Source organism: Pseudooceanicola lipolyticus (assembly GCF_002786325.1).
In the GTDB taxonomy this organism is placed as follows: domain Bacteria; phylum Pseudomonadota; class Alphaproteobacteria; order Rhodobacterales; family Rhodobacteraceae; genus Pseudooceanicola_C; species Pseudooceanicola_C lipolyticus.
The window spans coordinates 34,447-58,014 of sequence record NZ_PGTB01000014.1 but is presented as its reverse complement, the minus strand read 5'-3'; the positions used below and the strand labels follow the sequence as shown (position 1 = coordinate 58,014).

General features: G+C 63.3%; 17 protein-coding genes and 1 tRNA gene. 12 read left to right on the top strand and 6 right to left on the bottom strand.

What is annotated here, in order from left to right:
* The 6 genes from CVM52_RS26830 to CVM52_RS06910 form a co-directional block, all read left to right on the top strand.
* Positions 1 to 359 (top strand): ATP-binding protein (locus CVM52_RS26830; protein ID WP_370741405.1); only part of this gene is annotated, 359 nt, incomplete at its 5' end.
* Between the two features lie 81 nt (positions 360 to 440).
* Positions 441 to 3,446 carry a BPTD_3080 family restriction endonuclease gene (locus CVM52_RS06925; protein ID WP_100161779.1) on the top strand — a complete coding sequence of 1,002 codons (3,006 nt, stop codon included), beginning with the start codon at positions 441 to 443 and terminating at the stop codon, positions 3,444 to 3,446.
* A complete protein-coding gene (locus tag CVM52_RS06920; RefSeq protein WP_100161778.1) occupies positions 3,443 to 4,369 on the top strand; it encodes a hypothetical protein in 927 nt (308 codons plus the stop codon). Before CVM52_RS06925 ends, CVM52_RS06920 begins: the two co-directional genes overlap by 4 nt.
* Positions 4,366 to 7,263 carry a site-specific DNA-methyltransferase gene (locus tag CVM52_RS06915; RefSeq protein WP_100161777.1) on the top strand — a complete coding sequence of 966 codons (2,898 nt, stop codon included), beginning with the start codon at positions 4,366 to 4,368 and terminating at the stop codon, positions 7,261 to 7,263. Before CVM52_RS06920 ends, CVM52_RS06915 begins: the two co-directional genes overlap by 4 nt.
* A 3-nt stretch (positions 7,264 to 7,266) precedes the next feature.
* Complete coding sequence (locus tag CVM52_RS26555; RefSeq protein WP_133119803.1) at positions 7,267 to 7,614, top strand: hypothetical protein; 348 nt, start codon at positions 7,267 to 7,269, stop codon at positions 7,612 to 7,614.
* Positions 7,611 to 9,632 (top strand): UvrD-helicase domain-containing protein, encoded by a 2,022-nt coding sequence (locus CVM52_RS06910; protein ID WP_100161776.1) that lies wholly within the window; start codon positions 7,611 to 7,613, stop codon positions 9,630 to 9,632. Before CVM52_RS26555 ends, CVM52_RS06910 begins: the two co-directional genes overlap by 4 nt.
* A 91-nt stretch (positions 9,633 to 9,723) precedes the next feature.
* Here the strand turns inward: CVM52_RS06910 and CVM52_RS06905 are convergent, their stop codons facing one another.
* Complete coding sequence (locus tag CVM52_RS06905) at positions 9,724 to 10,338, bottom strand: hypothetical protein (protein WP_100161775.1); 615 nt, start codon at positions 10,336 to 10,338, stop codon at positions 9,724 to 9,726.
* 120 nt (positions 10,339 to 10,458) lie between these two features.
* On the bottom strand, positions 10,459 to 12,639 hold the full coding sequence (locus CVM52_RS06900) for a P-loop NTPase family protein (protein WP_100161774.1): 2,181 nt from the start codon (positions 12,637 to 12,639) through the stop codon (positions 10,459 to 10,461).
* 213 nt (positions 12,640 to 12,852) lie between these two features.
* On the opposite strand from CVM52_RS06900, the gene CVM52_RS06895 reads away from it, so the two are divergent.
* The 6 genes from CVM52_RS06895 (at position 12,853) to CVM52_RS06870 (ending at position 18,658) form a co-directional block, all read left to right on the top strand.
* Entirely contained in the window at positions 12,853 to 13,221 is a 369-nt protein-coding gene (locus CVM52_RS06895) for a helix-turn-helix domain-containing protein (protein ID WP_100161773.1), read from the top strand.
* A gap of 268 nt (positions 13,222 to 13,489) precedes the next feature.
* Entirely contained in the window at positions 13,490 to 15,415 is a 1,926-nt protein-coding gene (locus CVM52_RS06890) for a site-specific integrase (protein WP_240620887.1), read from the top strand.
* A gap of 1 nt (position 15,416) precedes the next feature.
* Complete coding sequence (locus CVM52_RS06885) at positions 15,417 to 16,820, top strand: hypothetical protein (RefSeq protein WP_205964904.1); 1,404 nt, start codon at positions 15,417 to 15,419, stop codon at positions 16,818 to 16,820.
* Positions 16,821 to 17,263: 443 nt separating this feature from the next.
* Positions 17,264 to 17,674 carry a hypothetical protein gene (locus CVM52_RS06880; protein WP_100161771.1) on the top strand — a complete coding sequence of 137 codons (411 nt, stop codon included), beginning with the start codon at positions 17,264 to 17,266 and terminating at the stop codon, positions 17,672 to 17,674.
* A gap of 80 nt (positions 17,675 to 17,754) precedes the next feature.
* The gene (locus CVM52_RS06875) at positions 17,755 to 18,198 is read left to right on the top strand and encodes a hypothetical protein (protein ID WP_100161770.1); all 444 of its coding nucleotides are present in this window, start codon (positions 17,755 to 17,757) and stop codon (positions 18,196 to 18,198) included.
* Positions 18,199 to 18,268: 70 nt separating this feature from the next.
* On the top strand, positions 18,269 to 18,658 hold the full coding sequence (locus CVM52_RS06870) for a hypothetical protein (protein ID WP_100161769.1): 390 nt from the start codon (positions 18,269 to 18,271) through the stop codon (positions 18,656 to 18,658).
* Positions 18,659 to 18,714: 56 nt separating this feature from the next.
* On the opposite strand, the gene CVM52_RS06865 is transcribed toward CVM52_RS06870, so the two are convergent.
* From CVM52_RS06865 to CVM52_RS06850, 4 genes are all read right to left on the bottom strand, one after another.
* On the bottom strand, positions 18,715 to 19,908 hold the full coding sequence (locus CVM52_RS06865) for a tyrosine-type recombinase/integrase (RefSeq protein WP_172720934.1): 1,194 nt from the start codon (positions 19,906 to 19,908) through the stop codon (positions 18,715 to 18,717).
* A 157-nt stretch (positions 19,909 to 20,065) separates the two neighbouring features.
* Positions 20,066 to 22,339 (bottom strand): hypothetical protein, encoded by a 2,274-nt coding sequence (locus CVM52_RS06860; protein WP_100161767.1) that lies wholly within the window; start codon positions 22,337 to 22,339, stop codon positions 20,066 to 20,068.
* Between the two features lie 152 nt (positions 22,340 to 22,491).
* Positions 22,492 to 22,566, bottom strand: a tRNA-Asn gene (locus CVM52_RS06855).
* A 79-nt stretch (positions 22,567 to 22,645) separates the two neighbouring features.
* Complete coding sequence (locus CVM52_RS06850) at positions 22,646 to 23,563, bottom strand: MBL fold metallo-hydrolase (RefSeq protein WP_100161766.1); 918 nt, start codon at positions 23,561 to 23,563, stop codon at positions 22,646 to 22,648.
* Positions 23,564 to 23,568 lie beyond the last annotated feature (5 nt).

The following is a 23,568-nucleotide window of genomic DNA, read 5'->3' as shown; positions in this document are numbered from 1 at the left end:
TGACCGGCGGGGAATGGCCGCGGTTGGAGGCGCAGCCGACGGGGGCGGGCGAGCGGCTCGTCGGCATCCGCAACGGCCAGCCGGTCGCTGCCGAGGCCATGTCCACCGGCACGCGCGGCCAGCTCTACCTTGCACTGCGGGTGGCCGGCCATGCCGATTTTACCGCCCGCTTCGGGGCGCTTCCGTTCCTGACCGACGACATCCTGGAAACTTTCGACGACACCCGCGCGGCCGCAGCCCTGTCTCTGACCGCAGAGATGGGGCGGACCGGACAGGCGATAATGTTCACCCATCACCGCCACCTCGTCGACTTGGGGCGCGAGGTGATTCCTGACCTGCATGTCGTTGAAATGGAGTGAGTTGGTTGCTGATGACAGAGACCTTTTCCTTCCCCCGCCTGATTACGCTGATAGTGTGCAATTCTGAATAGGAGTCCATTGATGTCGCAGAGCTTTTTCGACGCCCCAATTCTGAATTCGCCCTACCGCGTTCCGGAGCGGAATTGGGAATTGGACAAGGATGGTCGTCCGACCGACCGCATCATCGAGCGGCGAAGAAAGTCAGATCTGATTTCGGCCATGCCGGGAGCGAAGGCGAAGGCCGGCAAACAGACGAGCCTGACTTTCGATGACCTGTCGACGGGGGACGTGGATTACAACCCGACACCCTACATCAACGAATTGCGGGATGCCGTCGACACGTGGCGCAACCTGCCCAACCCGGCGCAATGGCGCGTTTCTCCCGTCACCCAGAGGCTCTTGCAGCATTGGCGGGCGATTCAGGCGGACGAGACCGTTCCGATCCGGCCCTTTTTCTGTCAGCTTGAAGCGGTAGAGGTCGCGATCTGGCTATCCGAAGTGGCCCCGAAGGACGGCAAGCGCGGCAAGCGCTTCCTCGAATGGCTGAAGGCGTCGAATGCGGCGGCCAATCCGGACCTGTTCCGCATCGCGCTCAAACTCGCGACCGGGGCAGGCAAGACCACGGTCATGGCCATGCTGATGGCCTGGCAGGTTCTCAATGCCGCGCGCTCACCCTCGTCGAAGAGCTTCGGGAAGGGCTTCCTGATCGTCGCGCCGGGCATCACGATCCGTGACCGCTTGCGTGTTCTCAAGCCGTCGGAGCCGGACAACTACTATGGCCGGCTGAATCTTGTTCCGTCCGATCTGATGACGGACATGCAGACTGCCAAGATCGTCATCACGAATTATCATGCCTTCAAGCTCCGCGAGAAGGTGACCCTGGCCAAGGGCACACGGGCCGCGCTGTCCGGCCATGGAGAGGGTCCGCGGACGCTCGAAACCGAAGGGCAGATGCTCGCCCGCGTGATGCCCGAACTGATGTCCTCCGGCCCGATCACGGTGATCAACGACGAGGCGCATCACTGCTATCGGGAACGTCCTGACGCGGATCAGGAGAAGTTGACCGGAGACGCGAGGAAAGAGGCGGAGGAAAACAGCGAAGCGGCGAGGCTCTGGATCTCGGGCCTCGAGGCGGCCAAGCGCCATCTGGGCATCCGGACTGTCTATGATCTGTCCGCGACACCCTTCTTCCTGTCCGGTTCCGGTTGGGTGGAGGGCACGCTCTTTCCCTGGGTGGCCAGCGACTTCTCCCTCATGGATGCCATCGAATGCGGGATCGTGAAGCTGCCTCGAGTCCCGGTCTCCGACAACGTCGCAGGCCAGCCGGAACCGCTCTATCGCAACCTCTGGAAGGCCATCGGGAAGAAGATGCCGAAGAAGGCGCGCGGCGAGAAGAAGCCTGACCCTCTGAAGCTGCCTCTGGAACTGCAGACCGCCATCGACGCGCTCTACGGCCACTACGAGAAGACCTACCGGGAATGGGAAAAAGCCGAGGTCGGCATTCCTCCGGTCTTCATCGTGGTCTGCAACAACACCACGAATTCCGAACTGGTCCGGGATTACATTGCCGGGTTCGAACGCGAGGACGAGAATGGTGTGATCGACACCGTTCAGGGCCGCTGCGCGCTGTTTCGCAACCATGCCGACGACGGCGAGCGGCTCGACCGGCCGCGCACGATCCTGATCGACAGCTCGGCCATCGAATCCGGCGGCGAGGTCGACAAGGGCTTCCGCGAGGCCCATGCCGCCGAGATCGAGGCATTTCGCCGGGAAAAGGCCGCGCGCGGCGAAGGCGCGGACCAGATCGACGAGTCCGAGATCCTGCGCGAGGTGATGAACACCGTCGGCAAGAAGGGCAAGCTCGGCGAACAGGTGCGCTGCGTTGTCTCCGTCTCGATGTTGACCGAAGGCTGGGACGCCAACAACGTCACCCACATCCTGGGCCTGCGCGCCTTCGGCACGCGGCTCATCTGCGAACAGGTCGTCGGGCGCGCCCTGCGCCGCCTGTCCTACGATGTGAACGAAGAGGGGCTCTTCACCACCGAATACGCCGACATCATGGGCATCGACGGGCTCAACTTCTCTGACGGCCCCCGCGTCGCGCCACCCACGCCGCCGCGCGAGGTCGTGCAGGTGCGTGCCGTCTCGCCCGAGCGCGACCACCTCGAGATCGTCTTCCCGCGGGTCGAGGGCTACCGGACGGACCTGCCCAACGACAGGCTTGCCGTCGATTTCTCCAGGGTCGAACCCTACGAGCTGACGCCGGCCAAGGCCGGAGCGACCGAGGTCACCATGCAGGGCATCGTGGGCGAGCCGGCCCATATCACCCTCGCGCATCTCGGGCAGATGCGCCCGTCCGAGATCGCCACCAAGATCGCCTCGCATCTCGTCATGCACAAGCTCCGCGACGCGGGCGAGGCGCCGAAGACCCACCTCTTCCCGCGCGCCAAGCGCATCGTGCGCCAATGGCTCGACAGTGACCGCCTGATCCTCACCGGTGGCACCCAGAAGGCGCAGCTGACCTACAAGCAGATCGCCGACGAGGTCTGCGATACGATCCTTCACGCCCTCACGGTCGGTCGCGAGGGCGATGCCATAATTCGCGCCGTTCTGGAGCCCTATAGCCCCAGCGGGTCGACCATGGATGTGTCCTTCAACACCTCCAAGGCCACGCGCTTCTGGCCACGCCCCGACCGGTCGCACATCAACTGGATCGTCACCGACAGCGATTGGGAGGCGAAACTGGCGAAGGTCATCGAGGACCACCCGATGACCCGGGCCTATGCCAAGAACCATAACCTCGGCTTCGAGATTCCCTACCTCGTGGAGGGCGAGCCCAAACACTACCGCCCCGATTTCCTGGTCGCGCTGGACACACCCGAACCCACCACCCTGATCATCGAGGCCAAGGGCTTCCGCGATGCCAAGGACCGGCTGAAGGCCGAGACCACGCGACACCAGTGGGTGCCCGGCGTCAACACGCTGGGCCGCTACGGTCGCTGGGCCTATGCCGAGCTCCTCGACCCCTACAGCTACGCCGAGGATCTCGACCGGCTGATCGGAGAGACCGTCGGAGTGCCTGCATGACGGATATCAAGTTCGGCCGCCTCGAAGACCTGCCTCTGCGCGAAGCCTGGAAGCATGAAGCTCTCCAGTTCACTCCGTGGCTTGCGGAGAACATCGAACACCTCTCCGAGGCCATCGGTGTCCAACTGGAGCTGACCGGCACCGAGGTCGCTGTCGAGACCTTCTCGGCCGACATTCTCGCCCGTGACCTCGACGGCAACGTCGTCCTGATTGAGAACCAGCTGGAGCAGACGGATCACACCCATCTCGGCCAGATCATGACATACCTTGCGGGGCTCGAGGCGCAGACCGTCATTTGGATCGCGCCCGCGTTCCGCGAACCTCACCTTTCTGCAATTCGCTGGCTGAACGAACACACCTCGGACGGCTTCTCATTCTTCGCGATCAAGGCCCGCGTCGTCCGCATCGGCGACAGCCCCTACGCGCCAATCTTCGAGGTGATTGAAAAGCCATCTGCATGGGAACGGTCACTGACCCAGACCCGGAAGGATGCAGAGACCGGAAAGGATGCGTTCAGCGACGTGAGAACTGCGTTCTGGACCCGATACCTCGAACGCCACCCCGAGGCCGAAGCCGAAGGTATCAAGGTCCAACGCGGCTGGAACAGATATACTCGACTTGCCGATGGCGATGTCCTGATATCGGTCTGGATCGGCGAAAAAACCGCCGGCATCTACGTCCGGGGCGGATGGGGAGAACGCAAGCACTCGGCGGCGGATCGGCTTGGTCGACACGCCGACATCCTGGCGCGGAAACTCGGGTTCGACACATATAACCCGGAGCCCAACGGGCACCTGTTCGGGGAACGCCTCCCGAAATCCTACCAAGACGAAAGCAACTGGCCCGAGATCATCGACTGGATGGAAGAGCGTCGAAAGCTCTACGTCGCGGCGATCTCGGAAGCCATCGAGGCAGAGCAATGACCGACAAGAAAACCCAGATCGACCCCATCACCCACGACGACCAGCGCGTGAACATCCCCACGCCGGAACTCGCCCCCATGATGGACCCGGACGATGCCCGGCCGATCAAGGTCGCCTACGCACAGCGCAACCCCGATCTCGACCCGCAGCTGATCTGGCGCGGCAAGGACATCGACCAGACCGAGATCACCGTCGACGCGCCGCCGATCTACCTACAGGAACAGGTCCACCCAAAGGCGATCATCGAGGACCTGAGGGCGGGGGGCCAGCGCAACGGCGAGGGCGGCGGCGCGGACCTCTTCGATCATTTCGGCATCACCGACGACGACCGCGAGGCGGAGATCGAGTTCTACCGCCACCACCGCAAGTGGTCGAACCGGATGATCCTGGGCGACGGGTTGCAGGTCATGGCGAGCCTCGCGGAACGCGAAGGGCTCAAGGGGCAGGTGCAGGCGATCTACATCGACCCGCCCTATGGCATCAAGTTCAACTCCAACTTCCAGTGGTCCACCACGTCGCGCGATGTGAAGGACGGCAAGCTGGAGCATCTGACCCGCGAGCCCGAGCAGGTGAAGGCCTTTCGCGACACCTGGCGCGACGGCATCCATTCCTACCTGCAATACCTGCGCGACCGTCTGGTGGTGGCGCGCGAACTGCTGACCGAGAGCGGGTCGTGCTTCGTCCAGATCGGAGACGAGAACGTCCACAGGGTGCGGGCGCTGATGGATGAGGTGTTTGGGGAGGACAATTTTGCTGCGCAGATTTCCTTTTCAAAGACCAGCGGGCAAACAAAAACGAACTATTTGCCTTCCGCGTCCGATTTCATTCTGCATTATGGGAAGAACAAGAAATTCCTCAAGTTCCGGCAGCCATACACTGAGAAAAAGCTCGGCGGCGAAGGTTCAGTCGAACACCGATATGTCGAGTTGCCGGGATTGATAAAGAGGCCATGGAACATCACCGACGAAGAGCTCTTTAACAATGACCGTTTGCCGGAAGGTGCACGGGTTTATGCAACTGGCCCGATAGTCTCCGCTGGCGGAAGTGAGGGAGGTTCTGCAGACATTCCGGTGTCCGCTTTTGGTAAGGATTTCACTCTAAAATGTGGATCACGTCGGCATTGGTCAGTTGGCGTTGAAGGCACCAAAAAGCTCTGGAAGATCGGGCGCCTGCAGCAGCAAGAAGGCCTTAGAATTTACAAACGCTTCTTTGACGATTTTCCATACACTCCAATGATGAACGTCTGGACAGATACTCGCGGCGCTTCAGACATGACTTATGTTGTGCAGACAAGCTCAACAATCGTCCAACGTTGCCTACTCATGACCACCGATCCCGGCGACCTCGTGCTCGATCCCACCTGCGGCTCCGGCACCACCGCCTATGTGGCCGAGCAATGGGGGCGGCGCTGGATCACCATCGACACCTCCCGCGTGGCCCTCGCGCTCGCCCGCGCGCGGATCATGGGCGCAAAATACCCCTGGTATCTGCTCAAGGACTCCGCCGAGGGTCAGAGGAAGGAGGCCGAGGTCACGCGGCGAAGCCCCTCGACCGCTGAAACCTACAACGACATCCGCCACGGCTTCGTCTACCAGCGCGTGCCGCACATCACGCTGAAAAGCATCGCCAACAACACCGAGATCGACACGATCTGGGAGGCGCTGCAGCCCGCCGTCGAAGAAGCCCGTGCCGCGCTCAACGCCGCCCTGCAGGGCCATCCCGCGCCCTTCGAGGTCGAAACCGGCGGCCGCAAGGGTGAGAAGATCGACTTCACCGCCTCCGGCGAGGTCGAATTGCCCAGCGGAGAGATGGCCCCGGCGAACGGCTTCATGGAGTGGGAGATCCCCCGTGATGCGCCCGAGGGCTGGCCCGACGCGGCCAAGACGGCGTTGCACGCGTTCTGGGAGGCCCGCATCGCCCGCCAGAAGGAGATCGATGCCAGCATCGCCGCCAAGGCCGATCACGAATACCTTTACGACAAGCCCTACGAGGACAAGAAGCGCGTCCGCGTCGCCGGGCCCTTCACCGTCGAGAGCCTGTCGCCCCACCGCACCCAGGCGGTCAACGAACACGGCGAGCTGATCGACGAGCATGACGCCGCCAGTGGCAAGCGCGGAGCAGGAGAGCAGGAGGCCGAGAACTACCGCACCGCGATCCTTGAAAATCTCGCCAAAGCCGGGGTGCAGCAGGCCGGGCGCGAGGACCGCATCGATTTCACCTCGCTCTCCGCCTGGCCCGGCGAATGGCTCGCCGCGGAGGGCCGCTACATGGAGGGCGAGACCGAACGTCGCGCCGGCATCCTCATCGGCCCAGAATACGGCACCCTCCAGCGCGCCGACCTCGTGGCGGCCGCGCGCGAGGCGGCGGATGCCGGGTTCGACTTGGTGATCGCCTGCGCCTTCAACTTCGACGCCCATACGGCCGAGTTCCAGAAGCTTGGCCGCATCACCGTCCTGCAGGCCCGCATGAACGCCGACCTGCACATGGCGGGAGACCTGAAGGCGGGTGGAGGCAACCTCTTCGTGGTCTTCGGCGAGCCCGACATCGAGATCGTGGAAGAGGGCGACCGGCTGCGCGTGCGCCTTCTGGGCGTCGACATCTTCCGCCCCGCCACCGGCGAGGTGTCATCCTCCGACCCCGATGAGATCGCCTGTTGGTTCATCGACACGGATTACGACGAGCAGAGCTTCTTCGTTCGCCACGCGTATTTCCCGGGGGCGGAGATCCCTTACAAGCAGCTCAAAACAACGCTGAAGGCCGAGATCGACGAAGAAGCTTGGGAGAGCCTGAAACGGACCGAGTCCCGCGCCTTCGCGCGGCCGAAATCCGGACGGATCGCGGTCAAGGTAATTAACCACCTCGGAGACGAGGTGATGAAGGTGATAGGGGTGTAGGACATGAGCGGTGGAGGTTATCGCGGCGGTTCTACAGTGTTCCGCGCCGGAAAAGGCTCGAAGAGCTCTCCGAGAGAAAGAAGTGATCGGATCGAAGACGTCATAGACGACCGTCGGTCAGGGGTGAAACCTGGAGCTAAACAGAAAAAGAAAAAGGCGGCGTTTGGCGATGACGCGCCGGGTTTGCACGTGTTGTCAGTCGAGGATCGTCAGAAAGTGATGCAGAAGGTTTTTCGATCCCGGCAAGCGTCGGTGGAACGTGGACGTGCCCGGTTGCAAAATAAAGAAGAGAAGCGCCGCGAAGCATACGTCAACTTCGTCAAGGCCATGAAGGAACGCAGGGATACATGACCTTCCGCATCGCCGACACCTTCTCCGACGCGCTCACCAAGCTATCCGGTCAGGAGCAAAGGGCCGCGAAGACCGCGGCCTTCGACGCGCAGATGAACCCCGACAACCCGGGCCTCCAAATGCACCGCGTCGACCGGGCCAAGGACCCGCATTTCTGGACCGCGCGGGTGAATCGCGATGTCCGGCTTGTCCTGCACAAGAAGGACGGCGCCACGCTACTTGCGTGGGTCGGCCACCATGATGACGCCTACCGCTGGGCCGAGCGGCGCCGGATCGACGTGCATCCGAGAACGGGGGCGGCGCAGATCGTCGAAATCCGTGAGACCGTCGAAGACGTTATCATCCAGCGCTACGTCGAGGAGGCCGTGAAGAAACCTCGTCTCTTCGCCGACGAGGACGATGACACGCTGCTGTCCTGGGGCGTACCCGAGGATTGGATCGAAACGGTGCGCGATGCCACCGAGGATACGGTGCTGGACATCGCCAGCCACCTTCCGGCGGAGGCGGGCGAGGCATTGTTGCAGGCAGCCACCGGCGAGCGGCCTGCGCCCGCGCCGCACGCCGAGGATCCCTACGAACATCCCGACGCCGTGCGTCGCTTCCGCCTCACGACCACCGAGGCCGATCTGGCCGCCGCGCTCGAGGCGCCTTGGGAGAGATGGGCTGTCTGGCTGCACCCGGCGCAGAAAGAATTCGTGGACCGGGACTTCAACGGTCCGGCCCGAGTGATCGGCTCGGCCGGGACCGGCAAGACGGTCGTTGCTTTGCACAGGGCGGCCCGGCTGGCCCGAGAAGATGCCGAGGCGCGCATCTTGCTCACCACGTTCAACCGGCGGCTCGCCGATGGGCTTTCGGCCAAGCTGCCCATGCTGCTGCCGGACACGGCAGTTCGAGACCGTGTCACGACCCGCGCGTTGGGGGAACTGGCACACGATTTTTACGTCGAGGCCTTCGGCCCGGTCGAGGAGGCAGCGTCCGATGATGTCGCCAAGGCACTGGCCGACGCCGCCGCAGCGGCAGAGGTGAGCGTGGACCCTGGCTTCCTGCAGGACGAATGGCGTCTCGTCGTGGATGCCTGGGCGGTGGCCGACCGCGATGCATACCGAGATCTGCCGCGCCTGGGTCGACTCACGCGCATGGCGGCGTCGCGCCGGGATGCGCTGTGGGACGTCTTCTCCGATGCGCGCGCCGCTTTGGAGGGGCAGGGCAAGCGAACCCGCGCCCAGATGCTCCACGCTCTCGCGGTACATTATCGTGCAGGCGCGCGGCGGCCGTTTACCCATGCGGTGGTGGACGAGGCACAAGACATTTCTGTGCCGGAATTGCATTTCCTGTCGGCCATTGCCGGAGACCTGCCGAACGGTTTGTTCTTCGCCGGTGACATCGGCCAGCGGATCTTTCGTGCGCCATTCCCGTGGAAGGCTGCCGGAGTGGACGTGCGGGGACGATCGCGCAGCCTAAAGGTCAACTATCGGACGTCGCAACAGATCCGAATCCAGTCCGACCGCCTGCTGCCCCCAAGCTTGACTGAGGCGGACGGCAACGAGGATCGGCGCACCGGTGTCGTGTCGCTTTTCGACGGCCCGGCACCGGAAATCGCCGAATTCCCGGATGCTGATGCAGAGATCAAGGCTGTCGCCGGTTGGCTCGCCGGCTTGGCTCATGAGGGTTTCACAGAGCGGGAGGTTGCACTCTTGGTTCGCAGCGAGGACGAGCTTCCACGTGCCAAGGCCGTCCGGGACACCTTCCGATCGCTATCTGGCCTGAACGAAGGACCGGAAGTTCGCGTCATGCACGATGCGAAGGGATCCGAATATCGCGCCGTGGCAGTCATGGCATGTGACGAAGATGTAATCCCCAAGGAGGATCGCCTCCTCGAAGCAAGAGACGAGGCGATGATCGAGGAAATCATGGCGACGGAACGCCATCTTCTATATGTCGCCACCACTCGGGCCAGAGAGCGTTTGTGGGTTTCCGGTGCGGGCCGCGTCTCGGAATTCCTTGAAGACCTTGTCTGATTGCCATTGACCGGTCTGGCGGATGGGATTTCTGCCAAGCCGGCCCCCTTGATTTGACCATTGTGTCGGATAGCAGCAGAATTGGCTTCGCCTATTCCTTCTCGGGCAGATGAGGAGCATGCTGAGCAAGCGTCTCCTTCATAAACGCGAACATTTCCTCCCTGAAGTCCTGACGTTTTTCGAACTCTGTTATGCGTGTCAACAGGGCCGAATTCCGCTCCTGCGACTGAAGGAGTTGGTCTTGCATGGCTCGCGCCGCTTCTTCGAGCGCGGCAACCTCTTCCGCCTGTTGATCGAGTTTCATCAGTAGCTCGCGGATTTGCGCACGCTGGTGCGCCAGATCCATGTCCTTCTGCGTGACCTTCTGTTCGTTGATACGACGGAGTTCACCATGTTCGCGGCCCAGATGAAGCAAGATCGCAGACTCCACGGTTCGGCTGATCTCTCGGACTGCATTTCGGCTTGTTTCAGGCAAGGCCACGATCAGACGCGCGGATTGCTGACGTTCCCGCTCATCGAGAAGCCGCTGGACCTCCTTGTCGAGGCTCTGAGAGTTGATCCCAGGCGGCACGCCGAGGTGGACGCACATCGCTCTCTTCACAGTCTCGCCGGTCGGGGTGTCGCCGTTCTCCTCGACGATCCCGATGCCTTCAAGAACCTGCGCCTCGGTGTATTTCGGGGGGCGGCCGGTCTTCTTCTCGGTCATTGTTTTTCCTCTTTGGTTTCGCAAAGACTTTGCGAAAGGGTGTTTGTCAAAGGCGCCGCTGGCGGCTGAAGAGGATGTTGGTTCTTCGGGCGCGTCGAAAAAGAAAAACTCGGGCGGATTTCAGGTGCCGCAGGATGCTTGCATGTCCGGCCATAGCCGCTCTGCCTGTTTCAACGCGTCTTCGGGCGACGATAGCACGACTGCCGGAATGGAATGGCCGCCGCCGGGCTTACGGAGCGCAAGCAGAGTCAGCGGCCAGCCATTCCGTTTGGCAACACGTCTGCAGAGCGCGACAACGTGATTGGTCGCTCGGCCGCGCCGAAAGCCTTTCGCCTGGTCGTCCGTCTCGAAATCGCGCGGAAGGTCAGAGGCCAATCCGCCGGCGGACAGGCGCGTGCCGCAAACAGGCTGCCGACGTAACGCCCTCAGGGCAGATTCCATCCGGATGAAGCCTGCCGGATCAGGCTCGTGTTCGAGTCCGCGGGCGAGTTGATTGAACGCGACAAGCCGGGTGACCGGAAAGCCTGGCAGAGGCAAGCTGCTCAGAATCACGACCCGTTTGCTCCGCATCGGGGCAACGAGGCGCAGCCTGGCGATCGCCTGGAGCGTCCCGCACTCGCGTGTCTGCGCAATGACGGCGTGGACTCGGGGATCGGGGTGCGTGTGGCATCTTGCCGGAGGAGGATGTGAGCCGTCGCTCATCAGGTGGAAGGATTTCAGCGCCGGGAGGGGACCACCGTCATGCGAGGCGATAGGAAGGAGATCCTTTCCGAAAATTGCACGAGCGGAAGCTTCCACATCGGCAATATGGGGCTGCAAGCGACCTACCACGACGATTGCGGCGAAGTCCTCGAAATCGTTGACCCCTTGCGTTCGCGGCCCGAACCATCGAGGCACTGCACCGAGGAGCGGTTGTTTCAGCCCGGCCTCATCCGTAGGAGTGACACCGGAGGCGTCTGTATGGAGCGCCCCGAGAACCGCTTTCGTGGCGACAACGAGCACGCCTGCTCCGGCGGCCCGGCTGACTTCACGTTTGATTATTTTCAGCACGGCAGCGCGCCGCCCCGCGCCCTTTTCTTCGTCGAGCATCCACGTGTTGGAGAGTGTAAGGTCCTTGATCTGGACTATGTCCGCGTCCGGGGGAGACTCGATGGCGATCACCTCCGCTCCCGGGACAACCCGTTCTGTGATCTCCCGGTCTGCGTCGGCATCGAGCAGCAGCATCGGCGCGTCGCGGGGGACGTCCTCGGTGGTGAATATTTCGATCGACTGCCTTGATGCGCCATCGACGGTCGTCTCCGCCAGCCGCAGGATGTTGCAGTGCCCGACGTCCTTTTCTGACAACAGCGAAAAGATGCGCTGCCGGCGCCGGGAGGCCAGGAAAGCTCTGCTATCAAAAGTGGACACCCGGAATTTCTTCGACGCCAGATTCTGTGCCGGGCTGAGCTCCAGATGCTTCCGCGACTTGCGCTCCATGTCGGCGAGACGGCTGATGCTGTCGGTTGTGAGTCCATCTCGCCGCAGATGTTCGTAGAGCGGCAGATCTCGTTGGAGACCGTCGACCACGAGGCCCTTGGCCCTGGATAGGGCATTGATGAGCTCCTCCTCGACACCTGCGGGCGGAGCACGCATGAAATCCTCGACGGAAATGTGGGATATCCGTGTCAGGGTCGGCCAGACCTTTTCATCCACGACCCGCAGCACGACCGGGAAATCGCCGTCGATCGGGGGGCGCACTGTCAGATATGCGTGCGAAAGGAAGACGACATGCGGTCCGCTGACATCTTTTTGCGCAAGATACGGACACTCCGATGCGCAGGACGACTCGACGAAATTTTCATCGGCATCCACTCCGCGACATAGTGCTTGCGTCACGGACGGGACAAATCCGGCAATCTTTTTTGCCAGATCGGCATTTTCGCACATCTGCTTTGATTTGTCGTACGGGCGAAGGGCCTCACGGCCGCGGATCACACGGCTCGGAATATCGGGTGCCAGTCTCAAGAACTCGCTGTGGGCCCGCTCCGCGAGATCGAGCGTCGGAACGTAGAAGAGCACGTGACCGCGCGCGAGCAGCGCCTCCCCATGGCGTGCGATCGCGCGAAGCGTGGTTGCTGTCTTGCCAAGACCGGCCGTCACCTTGAGAGCGAGCACGGCGCAATCTTCCTCGGACGTTTCCGGAGCGGACGTGGCCGTTTTGACGAACCCGCAGATGATCTCGGAGAGCTTGGCGCGCGCGTCTGCGGGTGTGTGCCATGTTGGGACAGTCCCTATCGCGTCCAGGGTCTTTTCGTGTTTCATCTGCTGCCTCCTTTCGGAGGAACTGGGCGCCCATGTTGTCGCGCAGAAATGCGTCCGGTCACAGCTGCGTGAGGACTGGCGCGACAGCAATGGTGTCGCTGCCCAATTGATCCTTCTAATTGAGGCATGACACCATTGGGGTTGTCTCCGTGCGTTTCAGAACCACGAACGCGGGGACTAATTCCTTTTCAGGAACAACCTGATGAGGAAAAAATGTTGTCAGTTGAAGAAGTTGCTAACCATTTCGGCCTGCGACCGGACACGGTCCGGCGCAAGATCCGGGCAGGTGAGATCGAAGCGACCCGCATCGGTCGCGTCTATCGCATGGTTTGGCCGGATGTCTGGGCGTGCGAAGACGGACCGATGCCGAAGCGTGCGCTGATCCGACGCTACCAAGACAATTTGCTTGGCAAGAAGGTCATAGCCGGAGCGCTCCGGGTCAGCGTTCGCACCGTCGAGCGGTGGATCGATGACGGGATGCCCACGCGTAACGTCTTCGGGGCGGTCCGCTTCAACCCGCATGACGCCACCGATTGGCTGGAGCTGCGGGGTGTCGATCTTCCTCACGGCTGGTGGAAATGACACCGCGTCCGCGTAGCACAAGTGCGACCGGGACCATTCCGACACGAGCGGGATGGCGCCGCCCGTCGCACATCCGTCCCCGAACATAAATTGGTGTTATGCTCGGGGGCGATCCTGCAAAACGCGGGAAAATCACGACAGATTGTGCGAGACGCCCCGCCGGGCGCGATCTCCTGAAGGGACCGAATGAGGTCCGTGGCCTGGGCCGCACGAGCCGCCTTTCTGCGTGAAGGCGGCCCGAGAGGCCCCAACCGTGGAGATCGAAAAGATGAAACACGACAGAACATTGACCAACGCCGCCCCCCCGATGTTCCCGGACTTTCTGGACTGGGCGAAGGAGACCGGCGAGAGCCGCGACACCGTCTATGAGATCGAGAAGGTCGCTGCGCGGCTCGACCTGACTGAAGAGGAATTGGATCTCGTTCCGGCTGACCTCGGTTACTTCGAAAAGGTGATCGCCGTATCCGCCTATGGGGCCGTCTCCCGCTCGAAGAATCTCGACACGGCGCGCAAGCGCGGGAATTCCCGTGTCCGCTCCGCTCTACAGCGATTTCTTTTGGCGCGCGGACATGACACCCCGGACACGGGCGCCCGCGCGAGCTACGACAAGGCCATCAAGTTCATCGTCGAGAACGAGGGGTTCGTCGACAGCGGCGCGCTTTTCACCACCAGCACCCACAGGCCGTTTCTCCTGGTTCGGGCACGGGCTCGCCTTGCCCTGCCGGACCTCGACCAGGCAGAATTCGACCGGCTCTGGCTCGACGCGACGCCGGATGGTCGCAAGTCGCTTCGGAAGTTTGCGCAGCGCATTGTCGAGCTGCGACGCGGACACAATCGCTGGCCGGAGCTTGCGGACCTGCTGCCACGCCAGGCTCTCGTCGTGCCGGCCGCCTCCGACCGGGCGCGCCGCATTCTCTGGAAGTCGCTGCCTGCCGATTTCCGTGCAGATGCGGAGGAGGTGTTACGCCAGACCCTGCGCCAGCCAGCCGACATGAAAGAATGGGCCAAGGAGCAGATGCGACTTGGCCGGTCGGCCATCGAGATCGACGCGGAGATTGCCGCGCGCGTCGGTGACAAGAAGAAAAAGCTGCCCAAGAACATTGAGACCGCGCTGGCTGGCTACCGGCAGGCCACGACATGGCTCCTGCGCGAGAGCCATGCGCCGGAGACCGGGTTCGCGGGCCTCGGGACGTTGCGCGACGCGTTCACCACCGACGCGCTGGAAGCGGCCTGCGCCGCGCAGATTGCGCGGAGCGCGGCGTCTCCTACGCTGAAGGATTCGGACGAAAGCTCGACGCTGTGGTCTCGGTTCACCAATCTCACGACGATCGCGCGGCACGGTCTGCGCGATCCCGAGATCCTCGCGCGGATCCGCCTCGTGCGGCTGTTCCATGCGGACTACGTGTTGTCGCCGATCGAAATGACCGCAGACGCGGAGGCGATCTGCAACCGTCTGCGAAAGTCCCCGCATCTCGCAGCGGCCTTCGTGAACGCCCCCGCCCGGCTCGGCGACATCTCGACCAATGAACTCGCGGCGGCATCGACCGACTTCGCAAAGGATCGTGCGCTCCGGCTCTCCGCCTGCGCCGCTGCCTACGCGATCCAGGTCAGCCGGGCGCTGCGGCCGGCCAACCTGTTCATGACCCGTCGCCGGGCGACGCCGGGCTGCCCGCGCAATCTGACATGGATTGCGGACCGGGAGCATGCCGAGATCCGGTTTTCCGGAGGCGAGGTTAAGAACGGGGAAACTCTGGTCGTCAACGTGCTCGGAGACGACGCCAGGGTGCTCTGGCAGTGGGACAAAGTCGACCGGCCCAAGCTGATGAAGCTCCGCGGCCTCGATGACTCGCCCTACCTGTTTCCGGGCGCAGCCGCACCCCGGTTGCGGAAATCAGCGCTCAACCTTCCCAGTGGCTGCATGTCCGTCGCATCGATCCTGGAGCTGTGGGATCTCGGTGACCGGCAGCTCGGGCTGGGGCTGACGCCGCATCAGTGCCGGCACGCGCTTGCGACCCTGTTGCTGGCCGTGAACCCCGGCGCATTCGCAACCGTGGCCTCGGTTCTCGCGAACACGGAACAGGTCGCGAAACGGCACTACGGAAAGGACAGCGGTGAAGCGGCGGCCGTGGCCGTGCGCGCCGCACTGCTTGAGCGGCACCCGGATATTTTTTCGCGCATGCAACGGAGGACATGACATGAAGAGCAGGCCCGACGAGATACTGAAAGATGTGCCGGCCGCGATCCGCCGTGCCATGCTGGAAGACGCGCCGCAACTCGAGCCGGGTGCGGCGCAGGTGATGGGTCGTTTCTGGTCGGCGGTCCGGGCAGGCAAGGGCAGTCTCGCCATGCCGCCCACCGAGGCATACCGGGACGCGGCCGCTTCAGAATCGACATTTCGGTGTCTGCTGCGCGCGCTCGCGCGATACGCGCCGCATGTGTCGACCGCCTTGGCCAAGGTCGTCAGCGCGGAATGGTATGCCCGGCGACCGAAGCCGGCCGCGAAGGTCGCGCCGACCGTTGAGACGACCATCGGCGCGGCTTGGCCCGAGACGTGGCGGCGGATGAAGTCGGACCTCGACGACGCACGTATCAAGGCCAGCAGCAGGCAGCGCTACATCGCCAGCATTGATCGATGCGCCACGATCGTCGCGGAAGGTCTCGCATCCGACGTGCACGGCTTCGTCGCGGCGTGCGAACTGTCGGAAGCGTTCCTGTTCCACCCCGACCCGGAACGGCGCGTGAAGCCGGTCTCGGCCGCGAACTACCTCGACGGCCTGATTGCCTTGGGCGCGAAAGGTGGGGTTGCGAACGAGAGCCTGACCGCCATGCGGGTCATCTCGCGCGACCTCCGGGACCAGGCCGAGCTGGCGGAGAAGAACAAGTATGAAAGGTTATCGCGACTCATGGAACGCGGAGGCTATGCTCATGTCGCCGACAGGATCCGCGAACTCAGGGAACGCGCTCATGCCCTGCCGGCACATAGCGCAGCGCGGCGCCGCTGCATGCAGCAGGCCGTCGTCTGCGCGGTCATCATGAACAAGCCGCCGCGCAAGGGCGATCTCGTATCGTGGCGCTTCGGCCATCAGATCGTCCGTGAAGTCGACGGAACCTGGCGCGCGGAGTGGCCGCAGGAGAAGACCCGGGCCGAGACGGAAACGGGTGCGATCTGGCCCGAGATCTGCGACACCATCGACGAGTGGATCCTCGACGGGCGACCCGATCGCCTCGTTCATTTCCGATACCAGGAGCTTGTCGGCAGCAACTGGTTGTCGCTCGATCACAGCCAGCCCTACCGGAATCTTCCGACCGAACTTACAAAGGCTGCGATTGGTGTCCCCTCACACGATCTGAGGACCCTTGCCGCGGACTACATGCGTCGTCACGACCCGGCACGTGCCGCCGATGTCATTGCGACCCACCTGGGGCATGGCACGCGAAAAGCCGGCAAGGCTTATCGTGCCGAGTGCGAAGGGGCGGCGGGGGAGGCGATCTGGCAAGTGGCGCGAAAGACCATTGCGGCGCAGTCAAAAAATCAATCGGCAAGCGCAAGACTCGGGCCCGCGCGACGCATCTGTAGCTTCGCGACGGTGTCTGCCTGACGGCAAGCGCGGAAGAATTGGAAAAGGGGATCGGCCCCGATCGATCGCGGCCAGCCGGTTGAGGCCGCGATCGACGAGGCTGATCGGATGGATCACCCGGCCGTGGTTAGGAATTTCCCGCCTCTTCGAATGAGGCCGATCGGCATGAAAGCTGCAGCACGAGACGCGATACGAATGGTCTCGCATGGCAGCCCCGCAGGTTCAGCGCGTGACAATACGCAGCAAGATATTCGTGCACGAGCCGTCGGACTGCGCGCCCCTCTGCGTGAGGGCGCGCCGCCGACGCCTCGTGCGCCAAAACGAGAGACGACGGGTTCGACACAACTATCACTCTCCTGGCTGCTACCGAGAGGAGCGTCGAGCCCCGCAACCCGCCCCGACGAAAGGAGAGATCAGGGCGCTTGAAGCGGACACGGACTGTCCGTGACAGAAGGAACTCACCCATGCCCAACATCACCCCCGCCCAGTCTGCAGGTGCAATTGCCCTCTGGTCAATACGGAGGTTTGTCGCCGAGCACTTCGCAGGCCTCTCGGAGGCATCACTGCTGCTCGGCGGGCCGGCGGCGCAGCGCCGATTTCTGCGCCTGGTCTCACGGCTTCGACACGCGTCCGGACTCGGGCCCCACCTGCGGCGCGAGATTCGCTGGCTCCATGGGGTGCTGACCCTCGAGCTGGTTGGCGATCCGGATGCGACCGATCCTGGCCACTTCTGCGACATCCGTCCCGACGATCTCGTGGTCACCGGAATTTGCCGCCTTGCGGCCGCAATGACCGAGGTTCTGTGTTCTCTGCCGGACGCGTCGGCGCCTGCGGCAACACCGTTGGCCGCGAAAGGTGCCCGCGTTGCCGCCTGATCTCTCCCTCTGGCCCTCTGGGCCGGCTCTTGAAGGCACCGCGACGTGTAGTGCCACAGACCGATTTCTGGAGAGACTGGATGAACGACATACAACTCTATGTAATGCCAATCGAAGAGCTTGCCGCGCGGACAATCGTGGCCTGCAGGGCTCTTGCCGAGGACCTGCCCGTGAACCTACTGTCCGCAGATGCACATCAGCATCGTCATATCCGCGGCCTGCTGAACGACATCTCTGGCGATGATCCAGCTGGTCCGCGTGCGCTGCAGTCCGTCGATATGCTCGTGGACATTCTCCGCGCGGAACGCGAGACGGAGACGCTCGGCTACGAGGATGTGTTCGAGGGGGAGAATGACCCCGAATACGGAGCCGCTGGTGCGGTCTACAGGCACCGGGTTCTCTCGGAGCGCGGGGAAGCGATCGAGGCTTGGTCCAACAAGCTTCTTTACCTCGCGCGCATGATGCAGGTTCTCAACGCGCGTCTCTGTGGCGAGCGGATGGTCAATCGCCGGTTCGCGGGCTGATGCATCACGGTGACAGCACGACAGCGCGTCTCCGCTTTCCTTATCGCCTCGGGGTTCGGCGAGAGTTCCCATGGTGAGTAGGAATGACCCGTTCACCGGAGACCGCCGCAGGATTGCCGACGATCTGGGCATGGCCTGGGCATGGTGCGAACATATCCATCGCGATCTCAAGCCATTCACCCTCGTCGCGGGTGTTTTCGATCTCGGGGATGGTCGCTTCGGGGTGGAGCCTGGTATCGAGGAAACCGAGTGGTATTTTGAGTGCGGTGTCGTTCGGGTGACGGCGCTCGAGGCGCTCGGCACGCTTGGCTATCTCGAAGCGCCGGCAAGATGGTATGCCCGGTATCCAACCGCCTTCATTTTCGCGCGGCGGCTTTCCGCACATGAGACCCTACGCGCCTTGGCCTGTCTTCGGAGCAGGGGGCTCGTCGCGCCAAGGAGTTGCCGAAGACGGAAATAATGCGGAAACATGCAGAAGGCCCGGGGCAGGTGCCCGGGCCTTCTCCTCACTATCGTTCAGCGGTTCGGGCCGACGATATCCGGAAGGCCCGCGCCAGCCTCGGATAGCGCCTGCTGGACGGTTTGAAGCCGGTTGTCATCGAGAAACTTGCCGGACGTATCTCGAGGCATCTGACCCATGGCGCTTCTGACCACGGGATCCGGGCATTCCTGTTCGAGCAGTGTATGATGCAAGGCTCTCCGGAAATCGTGAGCGTGAAGGGCCGAAGCATCGATCCCGTGCGTCTCGCAGTAGCGAATGAAATCCTTCCGGAACCGCGTGCTGCCCGACCCGGGCCGACCTTCCGCAAGTTGCGGGAACAGCAGTGTCTCCTTCTGGTCGCGCCGCAGCTCGAACAGATCGACGAGGCCAAGATCCTGCAGCCTCCGAGTGACAGGGATCTCCCGGCGGGCCGCTGGTGTCTTCCCGTAACGATCAATGCAGATGACCGGCATACCGTCACGATATTGCAGATCCCGGATCGTGAGGTGGACGGCTTCGTCGAGCCGCAGGCCCCCGAAGCGCATCAAGAGCGGGATCCAGAACAGCGGGTCCCCGGTATCCCTCATGTCTCCCTTGAATATCGGCGAGGACAGGTAGCTCTCGACTGCCTCAGACCATTCACGGGTCTCGGATGGGCGCTCCTGTTGCCGCAGACAGGCCTCCTCGGCCGTCGACCAGGAACAGATGTCGAACGGGTTCGCGTCTTCGAGATTCAATTCGACAAGAAAATCTCCAACCTGGCGCGCCGTCCGCCCAATCCTCAGAAATGTCGTGACCCCAATGCGGTCAGGAGAAGTCCGGTCGCCGTTTTCGGCGGCGCTATTCGGGCGTTTCCCGTGGCCTTTCGGCAGATTCCGGATCTTTTCCAGCGCGAGGATGACATCTTCCCGCTCGATGTCGGAGAAGAACGGATTTCCCAGGGCTCGCGTCCAAGCTCGCTTCGCGCTCTGGGTATTCGCACCGCTGGTCCGGCGCCAGTGTTCACCACGAGTGGCATCGGGTCGTCGGATACCGGGACGATAGCCCACCGACCGCGCCTCTATATAGAGGTCGAAGGCTGTCTCGAGGCAGATCTGCAGTTCGCCTGCAAGCATCGCCTTCGATTGTTCAGTGAGATCGGCCGCTTCGAGAAGGTGCCTGGTGGCGCATCGATCGGCCGTTTCCCGGCGGATCGTTGCTTCAATTTCGTTTGCGAGGATATCGCGCATTTCCTGACTCTCCGTTCGTGTGGGAATGCTGCCCCTATGACTCGGATTCGCGGGAAACAGTTGATCTGAGTCAAAATTTCGGTTCGTTATCTCTGGCGACGTATCACGCCTTCGTGAGGTCGAATGACTCCGCGGTGGGCAGTGCCGGCTCTGAATTTCAGGCCGGCCGGCGGCGGAACCCGACGACATTGCAGTGATTGTCCTTTGCCTCAGTCGGCACGGCCTTCGGAGCTGCGGCCTTGGGCGCGGCGAATGGGCTCTTGATCCTCGAGATATCCAGCTCGATACGGCTGATGACCTCGTGGAGCGTCTTTACCCAGATCTCGCGCGTGTAGGACCCGTCACCCTCGTCGACCGGCTTCTCGTGCCCCATCAGGCGCCGGCGCACCATGTCGGGGCAGAGCAGGTTGCCGAGGTCGTTGTGGAATGTCGTGCGGAACGCATGGAAGTCGAGCCCGGGCCAGTAGCAGTCGTTCGTCTTGCGGTAGTAGCCAAAGGCCTTGCTGTAGAGTTCGGAGAACGTGTCCTTGGTCTGGCCGCGGTTGAGGTTCGGGAACAGGCGCGACTGCTTCTGCCGCCGCCGCATCTCCACGAAGTTAAGAAGTCCGAGCTCGACGAGCTTCGGGTGCACAGCGATGCGACGTTCCCCGGCGGTGGACTTCACGTGGTTGCCGGTCACGTTGCGCACCGTGAAATAGGCAATGCCGTTCTCCGACCCGAAATCCTCTGGTGCGAGTTGCAGGATTTCCTCGGCGCGACAGCCGGCAAGGCGCGCGATGAGGGGGCCCCAGAACAGCGGGTAGTCCTTCTCCTCGCATCGTCCCTGATAGACCGGAGAGGCGAAGAGCTTCTGGATCTTGTCGTCCCAGAGCATGCGCGAGCGATCTTCCTCGTGCGCCTTCATGTCCTTCTCCTCGTCGTTGGTCCAGGAACAGATCTCGAACGGATTCTTCTCGATGAGCTTCATGGCCTTCAGCATCTTGCCGACCCGGTTCGCCATTCGGCCGTGGCGGAGGAAGGTCGCGACACGCAGCCGCGGGATCTTCGCGTCGAGGGCCGCGCGTTCGAGTTCGGCCGGCGTCACCTTGCCTCTTGCTGCCAGAACTTCCTTCGCTGCGATCGCCGTTGCGAGTTCCTGCTCGTCCGCACGCTCGACGAGATCGCGGAAACCTTTCGTATTGAGAAGGTTCTTCTTCTTGCCGTGGTATTTGGGGATCCGGCGAATGACATTCAGGACACCGTCGACCTCGGTCCAGTCGATCTGGTGGAACGGTTGGTTGCCCAGGACATCGACCCAGATATCGCGGGCTTTCCTTGCGTTGCCCCTCGAGGACCGAACCCAGTTCCGACCCTTGTCCGGAAAACTCTTCTGACGTGCTTCGAAATTGTCGCCATAGCCGAGTTCTTTCAGCTCAAAATACAGGTCGAACGCCTCTCGGAACTCGATATTGGGGCCTTTCGCCAGGGCCGCGCGTGCCTTGTCGGAGAGGAGCGACTGATCGATCAGGATCCGGGGTTCTTCGCGCGGCATGGCGGGAGCCTTCGGCGCCGACTCGGGCGACGCAACGATAGGTTCGGGTTCGCAATAGTGGCTGGGCGGTCGGCTGGACACAGTGTCCGCGACACCCGTTTCCGCCGTCTTCGGCGTGGCGGGAGCGTCCTCGGCCGGGGTCTGAGCCGGAGAGGCCACCAGTGGCTCGGCAGGGGCGGTCGCCGACGGGATGGTCGACACCGGCACGGAAATCGCGACTGGCGCGGCTACTGCCGGGATGGCCGGAGCGGGGGCGGACGATCGAGAGGCAGCCACGGGTAGGGCGGCGGTCGCGGAGGCCGACTGGCTTGCCATGACCGACCGGAAGATCGGGGTTGGTTCTTCGTAGGTCCCGACCTCGCGTTTCTCCCGTTCGCGCGACACGTCCAGCATCACCCGCAGAGCCTCGAAGGCGAGGGCACGCCAGTCCGAGCTGGTCTCGTCGAGGGTCACGCCGAACTGCCTCGCCATCTCGCGCAAGGGGTCCGTGACCGGGGACCGATCACCGAGCGCCAGGGCCCGGCGCAGCATGTCCTGGGTCGCGCGCTCGGTCTGCGCCGCAAAGTTCGCCGCCGCCTCGGAACGCGGTTCGGCCGACGCCCGCAGGGCCTCGTGGGCGGCGATCTGGCAGCGCGCCAATTCGGTCAGCAATGTCACGTGCTCGGGGCTCAGATGATCCACCGGTCTCTCCGTCGTCAGCGCGACGGCCAGGTCCGTGAGCGCCGTGAGGGCGCGGACGCGGCATGTCGCTTCGGAGAGGACGTCGGTCCGAAGGCTGAGGCAGATGGCCGAACTTTGACCAGGGTTCGATATCTCGACCCAGGCCTTCGGCAGACGGCGCCGGAAGAAGTAGCCCGAGGGGCGTTTTTCGAGATGGGGGGTGTGTGCGACTCCGGCCATGCGGGAAGCCTCCGAAACAGGTTTCAGGGCATCCGGGAGTCGCGTTTGTGCACCGGTCCGGGCACGCGTTTGTGCACCAACTTGTGCACGTGCACGCGTGGCTCCGACTCCGGTCGGGGCTCAACCAATGAAATCAACCGCTTAGGGGATTTTGGCTCCGGCGGTAGGGATCGAACCTACGACCAATTGATTAACAGTCAACTGCTCTACCGCTGAGCTACGCCGGAACGGTCCCGGTCCTATAGCAATCCGGTTTTCTGGCGTCCAGTGGGTTTTTCGGCTGCAGGCGGAAAAACCGGGATGGGGTCAGCCGGTGCGGGCGAAGCGGGCGGTGGCCGCCAGGGGACCTTCGGGGGCGACTTCGGATTTGCCTGTCAGATCAATCAGATGCGCGAAGACATTGCGCTCGGCCGCGGGCAGCAGCGCGGCGGGGGTGTCGGAGTAGATGCGTTCGGCCAGGTGGCGCGCGGTGGCCGGGCCGGCGTCGAGCGCGGCGAGAATGGCGGATTCGCGGGCCAGGCGGTGGCCGATCAGCCAGTCGAGCCGCGCCGCCGGGTCGGTCACCGGCGCGCCGTGGCCGGGGTGGAAGACCTGCCAGGGGCGGGCGCGCAGCTTGCGGCAGGAGGCCATGAAATCGGTGAGGTCGCCATCGGGCGGCGAGACCAGCGACGAGGCCCAGCCCATGACGTGATCGGCGGTAAAGCAGGCCGCGCCCCAGGCCAGGGCGATGTGATTGCCCAGATGCCCGGGGGTGTGGATCACCTCCAGTTCCCAGCCATCGCCCTCGATCCGCGCACCATCGGCCAGGGTGATATCCGGTGCGAAACCCAGGTCGATACCTTCGCCGCCGCCGCTGAGCCCGCCGGCGGCCAGCGCCTGCATCACCGCGCTGCGCCCGGCATGGGGGCCGCCAAAGGCATAGACCGGCGCACCGGTGCGGGCGGCCAGCAGCGCGGCCAGCGGAGAATGGTCGAGATGGGAATGGGTGACGATGATATGGCTGATCCGCTGGCCCGGGGCCAGCGCGGCGAGGATCGACTCGAGATGCGCGGGGCTGTCGGGGCCGGGATCGATCACCGCCAGTTCGCCGGTGCCGACAAGATAGGTATTCGTGCCGCGATAGGTCATCGGCGCGGGGTTGGGCGCGACGATGCGGCGCAGGCCGGGGGCCAGGGTGACGGGCTGACCCGGCGGCGGGTCGAAATCGTCGGGCGGCTGGGTCATCCTGC